The organism is Streptomyces sp. Da 82-17, assembly GCF_046098215.1.
In the GTDB taxonomy this organism is placed as follows: domain Bacteria; phylum Actinomycetota; class Actinomycetes; order Streptomycetales; family Streptomycetaceae; genus Streptomyces.
In genome coordinates this window covers 239,219-255,901 of sequence record NZ_JBJURH010000001.1, presented here as the reverse complement: position 1 = coordinate 255,901, position 16,683 = coordinate 239,219, and the positions used below count along the sequence as shown (strand labels likewise).

Genomic DNA, 16,683 nt, shown 5'->3' with positions numbered 1-16,683 from the left:
CGGACTGCTTGCCAGGGCCGGGCCCCAACCCCCTTGCTGAGCACGGAAGATGGGGTTCCGGCCCTGTGAAGGTCCGCCGGACAGGCCCTAGTTTTCGGCCGACTTCCCACCCGAACGTGGGGCGCCCACCGTCGCACCGGCCTTGACGCCGCCCCCGGAGCCGCCGCCCGCCTTGCCGTTGCCGCCCGCCGCGGGCACCTCGAAGGACTCCAGGGCCTCCAGGACGTCCTGGACGCGGGAGATTTCGGCGTTGATGTCCTCCCGGCGGCGGACCAGCACGTCCAGCTCGCGCTGACCCTCCTCGACCAGGCGCGCGGCCTCCCGCTCGGCCTCCGACCTGAGGCGCTCCGCCTCCCGGACGGCGTCGGCCTTCTTCTGCTCGGCCTCCTTGATGAGCCCCTCCGCCTTCTTCACGGCGGAGATGCGCACCTTGCTCGCCTCCGAATCGGCGTCCGCCTTCAGCTCCTTGGCCTTCGCCTGCGCCTCGGCCAGCTGCTCCTCGGCAGCCTTCACCAGCGCGTCGCAGCGCTCGCCCGCGGACTTCATCTGCTCGGCCGACTCGCGCCGCGCCCGCTCGTGCAGCTCCTCGATCTCGCCGGTGATCCGCTCGCGCAACTCCTCGGCCCGCTCCCGGATCTGGGTCGCGTCCCGGCGCGCGCCGACGAGGAGTTCGTCCGCGTCCGTACGCGCCTTCTCGACCATCGAGTGGCCCTCGCTGCGCGCCTCGGACACCAGCCGCTCGGCCTCGTTGCGGGCGGCGCCGACCATCGTGTCCGCCTGCGTCTCCGCGTCCGCCGTCGTCTTCAGCGCCTTCTCGGCCGCCTCCGACGTCAGCTTCTCGGCCTCGGCCGTCGCCTCCGTGATCAGCTTGTCGACCTGCTCCGCGGCCTCCGAGCGGCGCTTGTTGGCGTCCGCGCGGGCGTCGTCCCGCAGTTTCTCTGCCTCTGCCTGCGCCTCGCTGCGCAGCCGCTCCGCCTCCGCCGCGGCGTCCTCCTTGACCCGCTCGGCCTCGCTGCGGATCCGCTCCGCGTGCTGCTGCGCCGAACCGACCGTCTCCGCCGCCTCGGCCCGCAGCCGCTCCGCCTCGTTGCTCGCCTCGGCGATGCGGCGGTCGGCCTCCGCGCGGGTCTCGGCGCGCAGTTGCTCCGCCGCGGCCTGCGACTCGGTGCGCAGCTGCTCGGCCGCGTTCTGCGACTCGGTGCGCAGCTGGTCCGCCGCGTTCTGCGTCTCCGTGCGCAGCCGCTCGGCCTCCGACGTGGCCTCACCGATCAGCCGGTCGGCCTGCTCCGCCGCGTCCGTACGAATCCGGTTCGCGTCGTCCCGCGCCTCCGCACGCGTACGCGACGCGTCCTGCTCGGCCGACGCGAGCCGCTCCGACGCCTCCGTGCGCGCACGCTGGGCGTGCTCGGCCGCCTCCGACTTGAGCCGCTCGGCCTCCGCGAGCGCCTCCGAAACCGTGCGCTCCGCAAGCGACTTGGCGGCGTCCGTCTCCTCCTGGGCCTCGCGCCGCAGCCGCGTCGCGTCCTCGGAGGCGCGCTCCCGCTCCGCGTACGCGTCCGTGCGGACCCGCTCCGCCTCGTCGATGGCTTCCGTACGGGTGCGCTCCGCCGCATGCTCGGCCGCCGAGCGCAGGCCCGCGATCTCCTCCTGCGCCTGCTCGTGCAGCCCCGCCACGGAGTCCCGCACCTGCTGCGCCGTCAGCTCGGCCGCGGCGACCAGATCGCCGGCCCGCTGGTCCGCCTCCTCGACCAGGCGCTGCGCCTCGGCCTGCGCCTCCTCGACCCGCTTGCGTGCCGCGGCGAGCAGCTCCTCGCTCTGCTCGCGGGCCCGCTCCCGCTCCTGGTCGGCCTCCGCGCGCGCCGACGACAGCGTCTCCTCGGCCTCCCGGCGGCGCCGCGCGGCCTCCTCCTGCGCGGCCGCCAGCTCCTCGGCCGCCTCCGTCGACACCCGCTCCGCGGCGGCCGTGGCCTCGGCCCGCACCCGGTCCGCGGTCTCCTGCGCCTCGGTCTTGAGCCGCTCCGCCTCGCTCGCGGCCTCACTGCGCAGCCGTACGGCGACGGCCTCGCCCTCGGCGCGGGACTGCGAGGCGTCCGCGGCGGCCTCGGTGCGCAGCCGCTCGGCCTCCTTCTCGGCCTGCGCCTGCAAAGTCCGGATGCGCTCGGCGGCCTCGGTGCGCAGCCGCTCCGTCTCGTCGGCGGCCTCGCGGCGGATCCGCTCCGCTTCCGTGCGCGCGTCGTCCAGGGCCTTCTCGGCCGCGGTGAGGCGGTCCTCCGCCTCGGTGTGCAGGCGGGTCAGCTCCTCGGCGGCCTCGGCCTGCCGGCGCTCGATCGCCTCGTCGGCCTCCTGGCGCAGCTGCCGCGCCGCCTCCTCGGCCTCCGTGCGGGTGGCCTCGGCCTGCTCCTCGGCCTCCGCGCGCTGCCGCTCGGCCTCGGCGCGGGTGCTCTCCAGGGTCTCCTCGGCCTGCTTGCGCAGCGCCGTCGCCCGCTCGATGGCCTCCGTACGGACCTTCTCGGCGTCCGCGCTCGCCGCCGTGCGCAGCTCCTCGGCGTCCCCGCGCGCCTTGGCGAGCAGCTCCTCGGCGGAGGCCGCGGCCTCCTCGATCTTCTGCACCGCCTCGCGCCGGGCCTCGGCGCGGATCTTCTCGCCCTCGGAGACCGCCTCGGCCCGCAGCTGCTCGGCCTCGCCGCGCAGCCGGCGCGCCTCCTCCTGCAGCTCGACGGTCTTGGCGCGGTACTCCTTCGTGTCGTCCTTCGCGGCGCCCTTGAGCTCCTCCGCGATGTCGTGCGCCTCGGCACGCAGGCGGTCCGCCTCGGCCTCGGCCTCGCTGCGGATCCGCTCGGCCTCGTCGCTCGCGGCCTTGGTGGTCGCCTTCGCGTCCTCCGCGGCCTTGTTGAGGGCCTCCTCGGCGCTGCGCGCGGCCGCCGCGAGCTGCGTCGCGGTCTCCTCGGCCGTGATCGTACGAGCCTTCTCCGCGGCCTCGGCGATCAGCTTCTCGGCCTCCGCGCGGGCGTCGGCGAGGGCCTGCGCGGCCTCCTCCTTGGTGGCCTCCGCCTCCTTCGTCGCCTCCCCGACGAGGCGGGCCACCTGCTCCTTGGCCGTGCGCGTGCGCTGCTCGTTGGTGGCCTCCGCCGTGGCGAGGGCCTTCGACGCGGACTCGGTGGCCTCGGCGACGACCTTCTCCGCCTCGGCCCGCGCCTCGCGCAGCGCCGTCTCCGCCTCGGCCATGCGCTGCTCGGCCGTGCGGTTCAGCTCGGCGGACTGGCGGCGGGCCTGCTCGCTCTCGCTCGCCGTGGTGGAGCGCAGCTGCTCGGCGTGGTCGGCGGCCTCCTGGGCCTGTGTCGAGGCGGCGTTCAAAAGCCGGTCGGCCTCGGCGCGGGCGCGGCGCAGGATCGCTTCGGCCTCGGCCCGGCCGGCCTCGGCCTCGCTCGCCAGGCGCTGCCGTGCCTCCGTGGTGAGCCGCTCGGCCTCCGCGCGGGCGGCGGCGAGCGCCTGCTCGGCCTCCGCGCGCGACTCGTCGACGAGGCGGCGGGCCTGCTGTTCCGAGCGGGCGCGGAGCTGCTCGGCCCACGCCACGTTCTCGTTGACGTGCGACTCGACGGTCTGGCGGCGCTCGTTCAGCTCCTGGTCGAGCTGCTGGCGCCGGGACACGGCCTCGGCGTGCAACTCGGACTGCAGCCGCGCCTGTTGCTCGGCGTGCTCCTGCAGGATGCGCTGGGTCTGGGCGCGGGCCTCGCGCAGCTCGCGCTCGGCGTCGGCGCGCAGCTGGTCGGCCTGGATCTGGGCGTTCCGCAGCAACTGCTCGGCCTGGTACCCGAGATCGGCGCTGTCGTACGCAGGGCGGGACGCGAGGCTGCGGCGCGCCTCGTGCAGCTTGGCGCGCAGCACCTCGACCTGGTAGCCGAGATCCTCGGCGTGCTGAACGGCCTTCTCCCGCTCGGTCTTCAGCCGATCCATCTCGGCCTCGAACCGCGAGAGGCTGTCGGTCCGGCCGGTCTCAGCCCGCGAGTTGTCCTGGCGTTCGTAGCCCCGCACTGCGCGGTCCCATCCTTCCCCAAGCTCTCGGCGTTGCTCGAGCAGGGGAGGCCCCACTCCTGGTCGCACGTTCTCCAAACGAGCACCGTTCGTCCGCCGAACGGGGCCCCCGGGGAAATGGTGACAGATCAACGGCGTTCGAGGGGCTGCCGCCCAGACGCAGCCGCCGCTCGACCCCAAAGATCCCGACATGGATCCCGACCCCGGCCGACGGCCGCCCGATCCGCGCGACGGCCGCCCCCAACCCTACCGGCCCAGGGAAGCGGAGGTCAGTGGTCCTGGGAGGGCTCCGCGGCGGAGGTGACCAGTTCGGTGAGGACGCCGTGGCAGTCCTTGGGGTGCAGGAACGTGATCCGGGACCCCATCGAGCCGGTCCGCGGCTCGTCGTAGAGCACCCGCACGCCCTTGTCCTTGATCGCGGCGGCGTCCCCGTCGACGTCGGCGGTGCCGAAGGCGATGTGGTGCACACCCTCGCCGTTCTTGGCCAGCCACTTGGCGACGGTGGAGTCCTCCCGGATCGGCTCCAGGAGCTGGAGGTAGGAGGCGCCGCCGTCCGACGTCTCGTTGATCTTGAGCATGGCCTCCCGCACCCCCTGTTCCTCGTTGACCTCGGTGTGGAAGACCTCGAAGCCGTACGTCGACGTGTAGAAGTCGACGGTCTTCTCCAGGTCGTGGCAGGCGATTCCGATGTGGTCGATGCGTGTCAGCATGCGAACAGTGCAGCGCCTCGGCCCTGATCACGCAACGTGCGCGCGATCACACTCAAACGACGGTGACCCGAGGCCGTACCGCTCAGTACATTGAGGTAAACCCTCGTTCACTCCTCACCCAAGGGGCCGTGCCTCATGTCTGGAACGAACAGCACGACCTCGGTGATCGTCGCAGGGGCCCGCACGCCCATGGGACGACTCCTTGGTTCCCTCAAGTCCTTCTCCGGAGCAGACCTCGGCGGCGTCGCCATCAAGGCCGCCCTGGAGCGCGCGGGCATCACCGGCGACCAGGTCCAGTACGTGATCATGGGCCAGGTCCTGCAGGCCGGGGCGGGGCAGATCCCGGCACGCCAGGCCGCGGTCAAGGCCGGCATCCCGATGAACGTCCCGGCGCTCACCGTCAACAAGGTCTGCCTGTCCGGCCTCGACGCGATCGCCCTGGCCGACCAGCTCATCCGCGCCGGCGAGTTCGACGTGGTCGTGGCCGGCGGCCAGGAGTCCATGACCAACGCCCCGCACCTGCTCCCCAAGTCCCGCGAGGGGTACAAGTACGGCGCGGTCGAGATGCTCGACGCGATGGCGTACGACGGCCTGACCGACTCCTTCGAGGGCGTCGCCATGGGCGAGTCCACGGAGAAGCACAACACCCGCCTCGGCATCGCCCGCCCCGAGCAGGACGAGATCGCCGCGCTCTCCCACCAGCGGGCCGCGGCCGCGCAGAAGAACGGCCTGTTCGAGGCCGAGATCGCCCCGGTCGAGATCCCGCAGCGCAAGGGCGACCCGGTCGTCTTCTCCCAGGACGAGGGCATCCGCGCCGAGACCACCGTCGAGTCCCTCGGCAAGCTCCGACCCGCCTTCGCCAAGGACGGCACGATCACCGCGGGCACCGCCTCGCAGATCTCCGACGGCGCCGCCGCGGTCGTCGTGATGAGCAAGGCCAAGGCCGAGGAGCTGGGCCTCGACTGGATCGCCGAGATCGGCGCGCACGGCAACGTCGCGGGCCCCGACAACTCGCTCCAGTCGCAGCCGTCCAACGCCATCAAGCACGCCCTGGACAAGGACGGCCTGAGCGTCGACGACCTCGACCTGATCGAGATCAACGAGGCCTTCGCCGCCGTCTCCGTACAGTCAATGAAGGACCTGGGCGTTACGCCGGAAAAGGTGAATGTCAACGGCGGCGCGATCGCCCTCGGCCACCCGATCGGCATGTCCGGCGCCCGCATCGTCCTGCACCTCGCACTGGAGCTGCAGCGCCGCGGCGGCGGGGTCGGCGCGGCCGCGCTGTGCGGCGGCGGCGGTCAGGGCGACGCGCTGGTGGTCAAGGTCCCGAAGGCCTGACGGCCGTACCCCGGCCGTCGTCCGTACACCGTCCGTACGCGTAGCAACAGAACGGGAGCAGAGATGCAGGACGTCCCCACCCTGGTGGCTCAGGCGCGCGAGGGCCGGCCGCGGGCCGTGGCCCGGCTGATCTCACTGGTGGAGGGGGCGTCCCCGCAGCTGCGCGAGGTGATGGCGGCCCTCGCCCCGCTGGCCGGCAACGCGTACGTGGTGGGCCTGACGGGGTCGCCGGGCGTCGGCAAGTCGACGTCCACGTCCGCGCTGGTCGCGGCGTACCGGCGGGCCGGGAAGCGGGTCGGCGTGCTCGCCGTCGACCCGTCGTCGCCGTTCTCCGGCGGTGCGCTGCTCGGCGACCGCGTGCGGATGTCGGACCACGCCTCCGACCCGGGCGTCTACATCCGCTCGATGGCGACCCGCGGCCACCTCGGCGGGCTCGCCTGGGCGGCCCCGCAGGCGATCCGGGTCCTGGACGCGGCGGGCTGCGACGTGGTCCTCGTCGAGACCGTCGGCGTCGGCCAGTCCGAGGTGGAGATCGCCTCGCAGGCCGACACGTCCGTCGTCCTGCTCGCCCCCGGCATGGGCGACGGCATCCAGGCGGCGAAGGCCGGAATCCTGGAGATCGGCGACGTATACGTGGTGAACAAGGCCGACCGGGACGGCGCGGACGCGACGGCCCGCGAGCTCAACCACATGCTGGGCCTGGGCGAGGCCCGCGGCGCGGGGGACTGGCGCCCGCCGATCGTGAAGACGGTCGCAGCCCGCGGGGAGGGCGTCGACGAGGTCGTCGAGGCCCTGGAGAAGCACCGCGCGTGGATGGAGGAGCGCGGCGTCCTCGCCGAGCGGCGGCGGGCGCGGGCGGCGCGCGAGGTGGAGACGATCGCCGTCACGGCCCTGCGGGAGCGCATCGCGGACCTGCACGGCGACCGCCGCCTCTCGGCGCTGGCGGATCGCATCGTGGGCGGTGAGTTGGATCCTTACGCGGCGGCGGACGAGTTGGTGACGGGGCTTACGTCGACCTGACCTTCCCGTGGTCCGGGGCTCGGCTCCCCCGGGGCTCCGCCCCAGACCCCGGGACCGTCGTTCGTCTGCGGCGCCGTCGCGCCCGCTCGCGCAGTTCCCCGCGCCCCTGACCGGGGCGCGTCCTGCCCCCTCGGCCCGTCGCCCGGCTTTCTCGCCGTCGCGCCCGCTCGCGCAGTTCCCCGCGCCCCTCATCGGGGCACGTCCTGCCCCCTCGGCCCGTCACCCGGCTTTCTCGCCGTCGCGGCTGATCGCGCAGTTCCCCGCGCCCCTGAGCGGGGCACGTCCTGCCCCCTCGGCCCGTCGCCCGGCTTTCCCGCCGTCGTGGCTCGTCGCGCAGTTCCCCGCGCCCCTTTCGGGGCACGTCCCCCGCCCTGCTGTGGGCAGGCGTTCCGCAGGGCGATTGGGGGAGGGTGGGCACAGCGGCCACCACGACGGCGGGAGAGCTGAAGGAGGGGCCAGGGGCGGAGCCCCTGGTGAGGGGCGCGGGGAACTGCGCGACCGGCCACGACGGCGGGTAAGCCGAAAGACGACCCGGATTGAGCCTCTCCGGCGATTGAGGAGCTGGGGGGCCGGGGGCGGAGCCCCCTGGGGTGAGGGCGGGCTTCAGGTCGGCTTCAGGGTGCGTCTGGGAACCTTTCCGCATGCGCCTGCTGATCGTCGAGGACGAGAAGAGACTCGCCCTGTCCCTGGCCAAGGGCCTCACCGCCGAGGGCTACGCCGTCGACGTCGTCCACGACGGCCTGGAGGGCCTGCACAGGGCGGGCGAGGGCGTGTACGACCTCGTCGTCCTCGACATCATGCTGCCCGGCATGAACGGCTACCGCGTCTGCGCCGCCCTCCGCGCCGCGGGCCACGACGTCCCGATCCTGATGCTCACCGCCAAGGACGGCGAGTACGACGAGGCCGAGGGCCTCGACACCGGCGCGGACGACTACCTGACGAAGCCGTTCTCGTACGTCGTCCTCGTCGCCCGGATCAAGGCCCTGCTGCGGCGCCGCGGCAACGGCGGGGCCTCGCCGGTCATCGCGCTCGGCGAGATCGAGGTGGACACGGCCGCCCGCCGGGTGCGCCGGGCCGGGGCCGAAGTGACGCTCACCGCAAAGGAGTTCGCGGTCCTGGAGCAGCTCGCGACGCGCGCCGGGCAGGTGGTGTCGAAGGCGGAGATCCTGGAGCACGTCTGGGACTTCGCGTACGAGGGGGACCCGAACATCGTCGAGGTCTACATCAGCGCCCTGCGCCGCAAGCTCGGCGCCCCGCTGATCAAGACGGTGCGCGGCGCCGGGTACCGGCTGGAGTCGCGGTGAGCCGCATGTTCGGGTCGATCCGCGCGAAGGCCACGCTCGGCGCCACCCTCGTCGTGGCCGTGGCCCTGGTCGCCGCCGGGGTCGCCGTGCTGCTGTCGCTGCGCAGCAACCTCAGCGATCAGGCCGACGCCGACGCGGACAACGCGGCCCGGCAGGTCGCCGCCCAGATCGCCGCCCGTACCCCGTACAAGGACCTGGACCTGCCGGACGGCGACGAGCACCCGGTGCAGGTCGTCGACCGGGACGACCGGGTGCTCGCGGTCTCCGACGACCTGGAGGCCATCCACGGCACCGGCGCGCCCGGCGTGCGCCCGGTGCCGAACCCGGAGGCCGACCGGGACGATGACGACGAGGACGACGACCCGGAGCCCGGCGAGCTCGGCGAGATCACCTGGCACAGCGAGGGCCGGGCCACGGTGGACGGCGAGGAGGCCGCGTACCGCTTCGCCCAGGTCGAGGTGACCGACCTGCGGGACGAGACGGTCCTGGTCTACGCGGGCGCCCCGCTCGACGCCCAGCACAGCGCGGTCGGCTCCGCGGCCACGGCCATGCTGATCGGCCTGCCGGCGCTGCTCCTGGTGGTCGGCGGTACGACGTGGCTGGTGACCCGGCGCGCGCTGCGTCCCGTGGAGGGCATCCGCGCGGAGATGGCGGCGATCACGGCGTCGGAGGACCTGTCGCGGCGGGTGCCGGAGCCGGACGCGCACGACGAGGTGGCGCGGCTCGCGCGTACGACCAACGAGACGCTGGCCGCCCTGGAGGCGAGCGTGGAGCGGCAGCGGCGGTTCGTCGCGGACGCCTCGCACGAGCTGCGCAGCCCGATCGCCTCGCTCCGCACCCAGCTCGAAGTGGGCGCCGCGCACCCGGAGTTGCTGGACGTGGACGGCGCGGTCGAGGACACCGTACGGCTGCAGCAGCTCGCCGCCGACCTGCTGCTGCTCGCCCGCCTCGACGCGGGGGAGCGGCCCGGCGAGGCGAAGGTCGACCTGGCGGCGCTGGTGCGCGAGGAGGTCTCGCAGCGCACCGGGGACCGGGTGCAGGTGACGGTGACGGCTGCCGAGGAGGGGCTCGAACTGGCCGGTTCCCGCTCGCAGTTGGGGCGGGTTCTCGGCAACCTCCTGGACAACGCGCAGCGGCACGCCCGGTCCCGGATCGAGGTCGCCGCGCGCCGGGAGGACGGCCGTGCCGTGGTGACGGTCGCCGACGACGGGGACGGGGTGCCGGAGGCCGAACGCGAGCGGATCTTCCAGCGGTTCGTCCGCCTCGACGACGCCCGCACCCGCGACGACGGCGGCGCGGGCCTGGGCCTGGCCATCGCCCGGGACGTGGCCGCCCGCCACGGCGGCACCCTGACGGTCGCCCGGTCCCCGCAGGGCGGCGCCCTGTTCAGCCTGGACCTGCCGTTGCGGGGCTCGCGCTGAGCCCCACCGGCTCACTGACGCCGACGGGCGCTTACGGCTTGCCGCGCTGCGCCCGCAGCTGCTCGGCGATCGGGGTGAGCGTCGCGCGCAGTTGCTGCAGGGTCTCCGGGGACATCATGTCGATGAAGTGCCGGCGCACCGATTCGACGTGGTGCGGCGCGACCTTGCGCATCGTCTCCATGCCCTGGTCGGTCAGGACCGCGTAGAGCCCGCGCCGGTCCGACTCGCAGTGCTCGCGGCGGACGAGCCCGGCGTTCTCCATGCGGGTGATCTGGTGCGAGAGGCGGCTCTTGGACTGCAGCGTGGCCGTCGCCAGGTCGCTCATCCGCATCCGCAGGTCCTCGGACTCGGAGAGGTTGACCAGGATCTCGTAGTCGTTCATGGTCAGGCCGAAGGGCTGCAGGTCCTTCTCGAGCTGGTACGTGAGCAGCCTGTTGACCTCCAGGTGCGTGCGCCACGCACACTGCTCGGCTTCGGTCAGCCAGGGGGTGGCCGTTTCGGTCTCCATGTATCGATTCTACCTAAGAAGTTGAAACGTAAACGAATATGGGGAGTGTGACGGTCCACACGGCCCGGGCGGCTTCCGGCGGGCGTCTCGCGCCGCTGTTCGAAGCCGTCACACTCCGCAGACTACCGCTCACAGCCCGAAGCGACGCTGCAGGTCCCCGAGCTGGCCGGGAAGCCTCGGTGCCCCCTGACCGCCGTGCCCGGCGCCCTGCCCGCCGCCCGGCACCCCGGCCTCCGGCGGTGTGGCCCCGGTCGCCTGCTCGGGCATGAGCGCCTCGGACGACTGCAGCAGAACCGTACCCGCGCCGACGAACTCGAACTGGTGCTCCTCGCCGGAGACCCCGCCCAGACCGGTCAGCGCGCGCACGCCGCCCATGACGCCCGTCAGGTACCCGTGGTCGTAGTGGTGGCACGGCGACGGGCAGTCCGCCCACCCCACCAGGGCCTGCGGGTCCACCCGGATCGGCGGCTCCATGAACACCACGGGCCCGTTGCTCGCCGCCACGAACTTGCCGGTGCCGATGAGCGTCAGGAACCCCGGCACGATGCTCTGCTTCAGCGCCAGACTTGGCTGAAAAGCGAGGAGGTTGCCGGAGCGAATGGTCAGGTTGCCGTCGTCCAGGTCGAAGGAGTTCACGTCGAAGGCCCGGTCGGCGAGCAGCATCTTGCCGTTGCCCTCCGCCACGACCCAGTCGCTCGCGTGCAAAGGCGAATGGAACGACGTCCGCACGAGCCGGTCGAGCCGGCCGTGCCCGATGCCCTGGAAGTCGATCGAGCCGTAGTACGCGATCATCTTCCCCTTCTGCAGGAACCACTGGCTCCCCTTGAGCTCCACGCAGAAGGTGTACGGATTGACGTTGTCGTCGCTCGGCAGCGTCATCGGGTCCAGGGCCTGCGGACCACCGCCCGGCTGCCCGTACGCCGCCTGTCCGTGAGGCGTGCTCACAGCTTCTCCTCCGATGCCTGGACGTACACCGCGCCGCTCCCGGACAGCTCCAGCTGGAACGCCTCGCCCGAGCCGCGCCCCACCATGTCCCGCCAGCCGAGCGCCGTCGACAGCTTGTTGCGCACGTCCCCGTGGTGCGCGACGTACGCCTGCGGGTCGACGTGGACCGGGGCCTGCGGGGTGATGGGGATCTCGACGACCCCGCCGTGCGCCATCACCGCCACCGCGCCGTGGCCCTTCAGGGTCGTCGTGAACAGGCCCTGGCCGGTGACCTGGCCGCGCACCATGCCCATCACGCCGCCCTGCGCGCCCATGAACATCGTGCCCTGCTCCAGGGTGCCGTCGAAGGCGAGCAGCCGGTCCGCCTCCACGTACAGGGTGTCCCCGGCGAGGTTGATCACCTCGATGTGGTGGCCGCCGTGCCCGAACATCACCGTGCCGCTGCCCTCGACCGTCATCAGCGGCGTCGCCTCGCCCGCGACCCGGCGCCCGACCATCGACATCAGGCCGCCCTGCCCGCCCTGCACGTTGGGCGTGAACGACACCTCGCCCCGGTACGCGAGCATCGCCCCGCGCTGGCTGAACAGCCGCTGCCCGGGCGTGACCGTGGCCTCGACCATCTTCGAATTGACCTCACGGAACGGCATCAGACCTCCCCGCCGATCGTGTTCCGCTCGCTGGGCTGGACGTACACCAGGCCGTCGCCCTCGAAGCGGATCTGGAAGAACTCGCCGGAACCCTCGCCGATGACGGTGCGGAAGTTCACGCCCGACTGGAAGCTCTGGCTCACGTTGCCCTGATGCGCGATGTACGCCCCCGGGTCGACGCTCAGCGGGTACTGCGGCGACACCCGCAGCACCACCGCCGGGCCGTCCGACATGATCGCCGCCTGGCCCGTGCCCTCGATCGTCGTCGTGAACAGGCCGTTGCCCTGCGAGGCGCCGCGCAGACCGGTGAAGCTCGTGCCGGTGCGCAGCCCGCCGTCGGTGCAGAGCACGTTGCTGGACTCCACGTACAACGTGTCGTTCTGCAGCCGGACCAGGTTGACCTCGCTCGCGCGGTCGGCGAAGAAGCACGTGCCGTGCCCCTTCACCTCCATCACCGTCAGCTGCTCACCGGTCAGCCGCCGCGTGACCATGCCGCGCAGGCCCTCGCCGCCGCCGGACATCTTCTTGAACGCCATCCGGCCGTCGTACGCGACCATCGAGCCGTTCTTCGCCTTCACGGTGTCGCCCGCCAGCGAGACGGCGAGCACCTTGCTGCCTTGGAGTCGGAACTGAGCCACGGCCCGACGGTAGTCGACCGGGAATCGGACCCTGATAAAGAGTCGGCAAAGTGCGGCTGCCACAATGGGAGCGAGCTTGTGCGCGCGTTCACAAGATCCATCGCGCCTGGCTCCCGACCGCATTCGCCCCCCGACGAAGGTGACCCGTGGACCTCAAGACCGCCTCCGCCCTCCGCCGCCTGCGCCTGGTCTCCGCGCCGGAGGCCATCTCCTTCCTGCTGCTGCTCGTCTGCTCCGTGCTCAAGCGCACCACGGAGTTCAACGCGGTGCCGGTGATGGGCGCGATCCACGGCATCCTCTTCGTGCTGTACGTGCTGTTCTGGCTGGACGCCTGGAACCGCACCAAGTGGGACCTCAAGCGGGCCGCGCTGTACTTCGTCCTCTCCGTGCTGCCGACCGGCGGCTTCTTCGCCGAGAAGAAGCTGAAGCGCGAGGCCGAGGCCGCGGTGATCGCCTCCCGCGCCCGCAAGGAAGGCGCGGTCAGCGCATGATCGTCGCCTTCTCCGTGACCCCGCTCGGCGTCGGTGAGGACGTGGGGGAGTACGTCGCCGACGCCGTCCGCGTCGTCCGCGAGTCCGGCCTGCCGAACCGCACGGACGCGATGTTCACCTCGATCGAGGGCGAGTGGGACGAGGTGATGGACGTCGTGAAGCGCGCCGTCGCCGCCGTCGAGGCACGCGCCCCGCGGGTCTCCGTCGTCCTCAAGGCGGACATCCGCCCGGGCGTCACCGACGGGCTGACGTCGAAGGTGGAGACGGTGGAGCGCCACCTCTCCTGACGCCTGCCCCGCCGACGCCCTGACGTCCCGACCCCCTGAACCCGGTGAGCGCCGGGCCGGCCGCACCACGGCGGGCCCGGCGCTCACGCGTGTACGTGGGTGGGTTCGACCCCGAACTCGGTCCCCGTACACGGAATTTCCCCTCGCACGGCCCCCTCACGGGCCTCCCCGTTCGACACGCCCAGATTTCTCCACTTTTGTAGTGGTATCAGCTCGTTCGATCAGTTGGCGTTCGATCAGTTGGAGGACGATGTGCGGCCGGAGGGCTACGACTACGAGACCTACAGCACGCTCGCCGGACCGCTCACCGAGCCGGCTCCGGGCGCCTACCGGGTGCAGTACCGGAAGCTCCTCTCCAAAGAGCCGCACCGAATACGCGCCGTCCTCCTGATGACCCTGGCCCCGATCCTCACCGGGCTCCTGATGGTCTACCTGGTCTGGCCGACGCACTGGACCCAGCGCGAGGGCGGCGACCGCTGGCTGGTCTGGCTGGACGCCACGATGCTCGTCGCGATCGGCTGCATCGAGCTGTTCATGCTGATCAACGTCATATCCATCGCGCACGCCACGCTGGTCGCCCGCGACCCCGTGCCCGTCCGCCCCGAGCCCGGCACCCGGGTCGCGTTCCTCACCACGTACGTGCCCGGCAAGGAACCCATATCCATGGTCCGGGCCACCCTCGAAGGCGCCACCGAGATGCGCCACGACGGCGTCGTCGACGTCTGGCTCCTCGACGAGGGCGACGACCAGGAGGCCAAGGAGCTCTGCGCCGAGCTCGGCGTCCGCCACTTCTCCCGCAAGGGCGTCCCCGAGTGGAACCGGCCCAGCGGCGTCCACAAGGCCAAGACGAAGCACGGCAACTACAACGCCTGGCTCGCGATGCACGGCGACAAGTACGAGTTCTTCGCCTCGGTCGACACCGACCACGTGCCGATGCCCAACTTCCTGGAGCGGATGCTCGGCTACTTCCGCGACCCGGACATCGCCTTCGTCGTCGGCCCGCAGGTCTACGGCAACTACGACACCGCCGTCACCAAGGCCGCCGAGTCCCAGCAGTTCCTCTTCCACGCCCTGATCCAGCGGGCCGGGAACGCCTACCGCGCGCCGATGTTCGTCGGCACCAACAACGCCGTACGGATCTCCGCCGTGAAGCAGGTCGGCGGGCTCTACGACTCGATCACCGAGGACATGGCCACCGGCTTCGAGCTGCACCGGACCAAGAACCCGCGCACCGGCCGGCACTGGCGCTCCGTGTACACCCCGGACGTCCTCGCCGTCGGCGAGGGCCCCGCCTCCTGGACGGACTTCTTCACCCAGCAACTGCGCTGGTCCCGGGGCACGTACGAGACCGTGCTCAAGCAGTACTGGCGGGCGCCGTTCCGGATGCCGTCGGGGCGGTTCTTCAACTACTCGCTGATGCTGGTCTACTACCCGATGACCGCCGTCAACTGGACGCTCGGCATCCTCTCCTGCTTCCTGTTCCTGTGGTTCGGCGCGTCCGGCACGCAGGTCGCCGCGTCGATCTGGCTGATGCTCTACAGCGACGCGGCCGCGCTGCAGGTGGGGCTCTATCTGTGGAACCGGCGGCACAACGTCTCGCCGCACGAGCCCGAGGGGTCGGGCGGTCTCGCCGGGATGGCGATGTCCGCGCTGTCCGCCCCGATCTACGCGAAGTCCCTCGGCGCGGCGGTGCTGCGCAGGCCCTGCAAGTTCGTGGTCACGCCGAAGGGGGACGACAGCAGTCCCGACCGGCTGCTGACGTTCCGGGTCCATCTGTCGTGGGCGGTGCTGCTGTTCGTCTCGCTCGTCGCGTCGGTGTTCCTCGGCAACTCGCACGCTGCGATGCGGACGTGGGCGGTGCTCGGGCTCGTCATCTCCCTCGCGCCGGTCTCGATCTGGGCCTTCGGCGAGTACCGGGCACGGCGGGCGGCGGCGCCCGAGGCGCCCCCCGAGCCGGTCCTCCTCCCCGCCACCCAGCCGCCCCCGACGGCAGCGCCGACCCCCACGGCCACGACGAGGGTCTCCAGCACCCCGAGCGGCGGCAGCTGAGCGCCCCCGTGCCCCAAAAAGGGGCGCGGGGAACTGCGCGACCAGCCACGACGGCGGGAGAGCCGGAGTCGAGGGCCAGGGGCGGAGCCCCTGATCAGGGGCGCGGGGAACTGCGCGACCAGCCACGGCGACGCGGGCAGCCGAAGAGCAAGGCCCAGGGGGGAGCCCCTCCGGCGATTGAGGAGCGGGGGGCCGGGGGCGGAGCCCCCTGGGGGTGCGGCGAACCGCTAGGACTTCGTGTTGCGGGCCAACCCCAGCGCGTACTCCGGCCACCACTTCCCCGCCGGAGGCCCACCCCTGCACTCCCCGTCGGACTCCCCGGGCCGCTTGATCCACAGGTACGCGTCGACCAGCGGGTCCCCTGTCTTCGTACCGGGGCGGTTGCCGAGGGCGCGGCCGGGCGGGTTGCACCAGGCCTCGTCCCCGCCGGGCATCGGGCCGTTGCCGTTGCGGCCGGTGTCCATCACGAAGGGCTTGCCGTTCAGGATCTTCGACAGGTCCTTGCCGTACGCCTTCGTCGCCGCGTCCGTCTGGAAGTTGGAGACGTTCAGGGCGAAGCCGTCGGCCCGGTCGATGCCCGCCTTCCACAGCGACTGGGCGAGCTTGCCGCGGTCCTGGATCCACGCGGAGTGCCCGGCGTCGACGTACACCTTGACGTTGGGCTGCTTCTTGAGGCGGTCGATCGCCTCGGACATCAGCTGGTAGCGCTCCTCGTGGTACTCGGCCGGCGTGCAGCCGTCCACGACGTGCGGGACGGCGTCCGGCTCCAGGATCACCAGCGCCTTGCTGTCCTCGATGTTGTCGGCGAAGGCCCCGATCCACTGCCGGTAGAACTCCGCGCTGTGCGCGCCGCCGCGCGAGTGCTGGCCGCAGTCGCGGTGCGGGATGTTGTACGCGACGAGCACCGCCGTGCGGTTGTCCTTCGCCGCGCCGCGCGTGGCCGCCTTGATCGTCGGCCCGGGGTCGTCGCCCGCGGGCCACGCGGCGATCGGCTGGTCGGCGATCCGGCGCAGCACCTCGGCGTCGGAGTCGCGGCCCTCCGCCCGCCACTGCGCGACCTGCTGGGCGGCCGGGCTGTTGGGGTCCACCCAGAACTCGGACTGGGCGGACGGCTTGGACGGCCCGCGCACCAGCGCCGCGTCCTTCCTCTGCGGGTCGTCCGACTCCGGGGTGCAGCCGAGCGCGAGCCCGAGCGCTGCGAGCGCGGCCCCGGTACGCGCGAGCGGGCCGGGCGCACGGCCGGGCAAACGGCCGCGGGTACGACCGGGCGTACGGCCCCGGCTGCGGTGGTCG

14 protein-coding genes are annotated in these 16,683 nt (G+C 72.5%); 7 read left to right on the top strand and 7 right to left on the bottom strand.

The window, feature by feature from the left end:
- Positions 1 to 87: 87 nt before the first annotated feature.
- Both scy and mce read right to left on the bottom strand, forming a co-directional pair.
- Positions 88 to 4,032: a polarized growth protein Scy gene (scy, locus tag ACIDOF_RS01145; protein WP_409003681.1), complete on the bottom strand. Its 3,945-nt coding sequence runs from the start codon at positions 4,030 to 4,032 to the stop codon at positions 88 to 90.
- Positions 4,033 to 4,301: 269 nt separating this feature from the next.
- Positions 4,302 to 4,742, bottom strand: coding sequence for a methylmalonyl-CoA epimerase (gene mce, locus ACIDOF_RS01140; protein ID WP_409003680.1), 441 nt, complete (start codon positions 4,740 to 4,742; stop codon positions 4,302 to 4,304).
- Between the two features lie 135 nt (positions 4,743 to 4,877).
- On the opposite strand from mce, the gene ACIDOF_RS01135 reads away from it, so the two are divergent.
- The 4 genes from ACIDOF_RS01135 to ACIDOF_RS01120 all read left to right on the top strand — a co-directional run bounded on the left by ACIDOF_RS01135 (position 4,878) and on the right by ACIDOF_RS01120 (position 9,825).
- The gene (locus ACIDOF_RS01135) at positions 4,878 to 6,080 is read left to right on the top strand and encodes an acetyl-CoA C-acetyltransferase (protein WP_409003679.1); all 1,203 of its coding nucleotides are present in this window, start codon (positions 4,878 to 4,880) and stop codon (positions 6,078 to 6,080) included.
- A 63-nt stretch (positions 6,081 to 6,143) separates the two neighbouring features.
- Positions 6,144 to 7,100, top strand: coding sequence for a methylmalonyl Co-A mutase-associated GTPase MeaB (gene meaB, locus ACIDOF_RS01130; RefSeq protein WP_409003678.1), 957 nt, complete (start codon positions 6,144 to 6,146; stop codon positions 7,098 to 7,100).
- A 641-nt stretch (positions 7,101 to 7,741) separates the two neighbouring features.
- On the top strand, positions 7,742 to 8,404 hold the full coding sequence (locus tag ACIDOF_RS01125) for a response regulator transcription factor (RefSeq protein WP_409003677.1): 663 nt from the start codon (positions 7,742 to 7,744) through the stop codon (positions 8,402 to 8,404).
- Positions 8,401 to 9,825: a sensor histidine kinase gene (locus ACIDOF_RS01120; protein WP_409003676.1), complete on the top strand. Its 1,425-nt coding sequence runs from the start codon at positions 8,401 to 8,403 to the stop codon at positions 9,823 to 9,825. The genes ACIDOF_RS01125 and ACIDOF_RS01120 overlap by 4 nt, the downstream gene beginning before the upstream one ends.
- A gap of 31 nt (positions 9,826 to 9,856) precedes the next feature.
- Here ACIDOF_RS01120 and ACIDOF_RS01115 read toward each other — a convergent pair whose 3' ends face one another.
- The 4 genes from ACIDOF_RS01115 to ACIDOF_RS01100 form a co-directional block, all read right to left on the bottom strand.
- Positions 9,857 to 10,333, bottom strand: coding sequence for a MarR family winged helix-turn-helix transcriptional regulator (locus ACIDOF_RS01115; RefSeq protein ID WP_409003675.1), 477 nt, complete (start codon positions 10,331 to 10,333; stop codon positions 9,857 to 9,859).
- Positions 10,334 to 10,462: 129 nt separating this feature from the next.
- Positions 10,463 to 11,212: an AIM24 family protein gene (locus ACIDOF_RS01110; RefSeq protein WP_409004011.1), complete on the bottom strand. Its 750-nt coding sequence runs from the start codon at positions 11,210 to 11,212 to the stop codon at positions 10,463 to 10,465.
- Positions 11,213 to 11,274: 62 nt separating this feature from the next.
- Positions 11,275 to 11,925, bottom strand: coding sequence for an AIM24 family protein (locus ACIDOF_RS01105; protein WP_409003674.1), 651 nt, complete (start codon positions 11,923 to 11,925; stop codon positions 11,275 to 11,277).
- On the bottom strand, positions 11,925 to 12,563 hold the full coding sequence (locus ACIDOF_RS01100) for an AIM24 family protein (protein ID WP_409003673.1): 639 nt from the start codon (positions 12,561 to 12,563) through the stop codon (positions 11,925 to 11,927). Before ACIDOF_RS01100 ends, ACIDOF_RS01105 begins: the two co-directional genes overlap by 1 nt.
- 146 nt (positions 12,564 to 12,709) lie before the next feature.
- On the opposite strand from ACIDOF_RS01100, the gene ACIDOF_RS01095 reads away from it, so the two are divergent.
- From ACIDOF_RS01095 to ACIDOF_RS01085, 3 genes are all read left to right on the top strand, one after another.
- Entirely contained in the window at positions 12,710 to 13,054 is a 345-nt protein-coding gene (locus ACIDOF_RS01095; protein WP_409003672.1) for a DUF3817 domain-containing protein, read from the top strand.
- Positions 13,051 to 13,341, top strand: coding sequence for an MTH1187 family thiamine-binding protein (locus ACIDOF_RS01090; RefSeq protein ID WP_409003671.1), 291 nt, complete (start codon positions 13,051 to 13,053; stop codon positions 13,339 to 13,341). The genes ACIDOF_RS01095 and ACIDOF_RS01090 overlap by 4 nt, the downstream gene beginning before the upstream one ends.
- A gap of 252 nt (positions 13,342 to 13,593) precedes the next feature.
- Positions 13,594 to 15,390, top strand: a complete 1,797-nt coding sequence (locus ACIDOF_RS01085) for a glycosyltransferase family 2 protein (protein ID WP_409004010.1) — start codon at positions 13,594 to 13,596, stop codon at positions 15,388 to 15,390.
- A 227-nt stretch (positions 15,391 to 15,617) separates the two neighbouring features.
- Here ACIDOF_RS01085 and ACIDOF_RS01080 read toward each other — a convergent pair whose 3' ends face one another.
- Positions 15,618 to 16,637, bottom strand: a complete 1,020-nt coding sequence (locus ACIDOF_RS01080) for a glycoside hydrolase family 6 protein (RefSeq protein ID WP_409004009.1) — start codon at positions 16,635 to 16,637, stop codon at positions 15,618 to 15,620.
- Positions 16,638 to 16,683: the final 46 nt, after the last annotated feature.

Coding starts and splice junctions, on each gene's coding strand:
- ACIDOF_RS01115 (WP_409003675.1), bottom strand. CDS start 10,333: ATGGAGACCGAAACGGCCACCCCCTGGCTGACCGAAGCCGAGCAGTGT.
- ACIDOF_RS01125 (WP_409003677.1), top strand. CDS start 7,742: ATGCGCCTGCTGATCGTCGAGGACGAGAAGAGACTCGCCCTGTCCCTG.
- meaB (WP_409003678.1), top strand. CDS start 6,144: ATGCAGGACGTCCCCACCCTGGTGGCTCAGGCGCGCGAGGGCCGGCCG.
- ACIDOF_RS01090 (WP_409003671.1), top strand. CDS start 13,051: ATGATCGTCGCCTTCTCCGTGACCCCGCTCGGCGTCGGTGAGGACGTG.
- ACIDOF_RS01110 (WP_409004011.1), bottom strand. CDS start 11,212: ATGACGCTGCCGAGCGACGACAACGTCAATCCGTACACCTTCTGCGTG.
- mce (WP_409003680.1), bottom strand. CDS start 4,742: ATGCTGACACGCATCGACCACATCGGAATCGCCTGCCACGACCTGGAG.
- ACIDOF_RS01105 (WP_409003674.1), bottom strand. CDS start 11,925: ATGCCGTTCCGTGAGGTCAATTCGAAGATGGTCGAGGCCACGGTCACG.
- ACIDOF_RS01135 (WP_409003679.1), top strand. CDS start 4,878: ATGTCTGGAACGAACAGCACGACCTCGGTGATCGTCGCAGGGGCCCGC.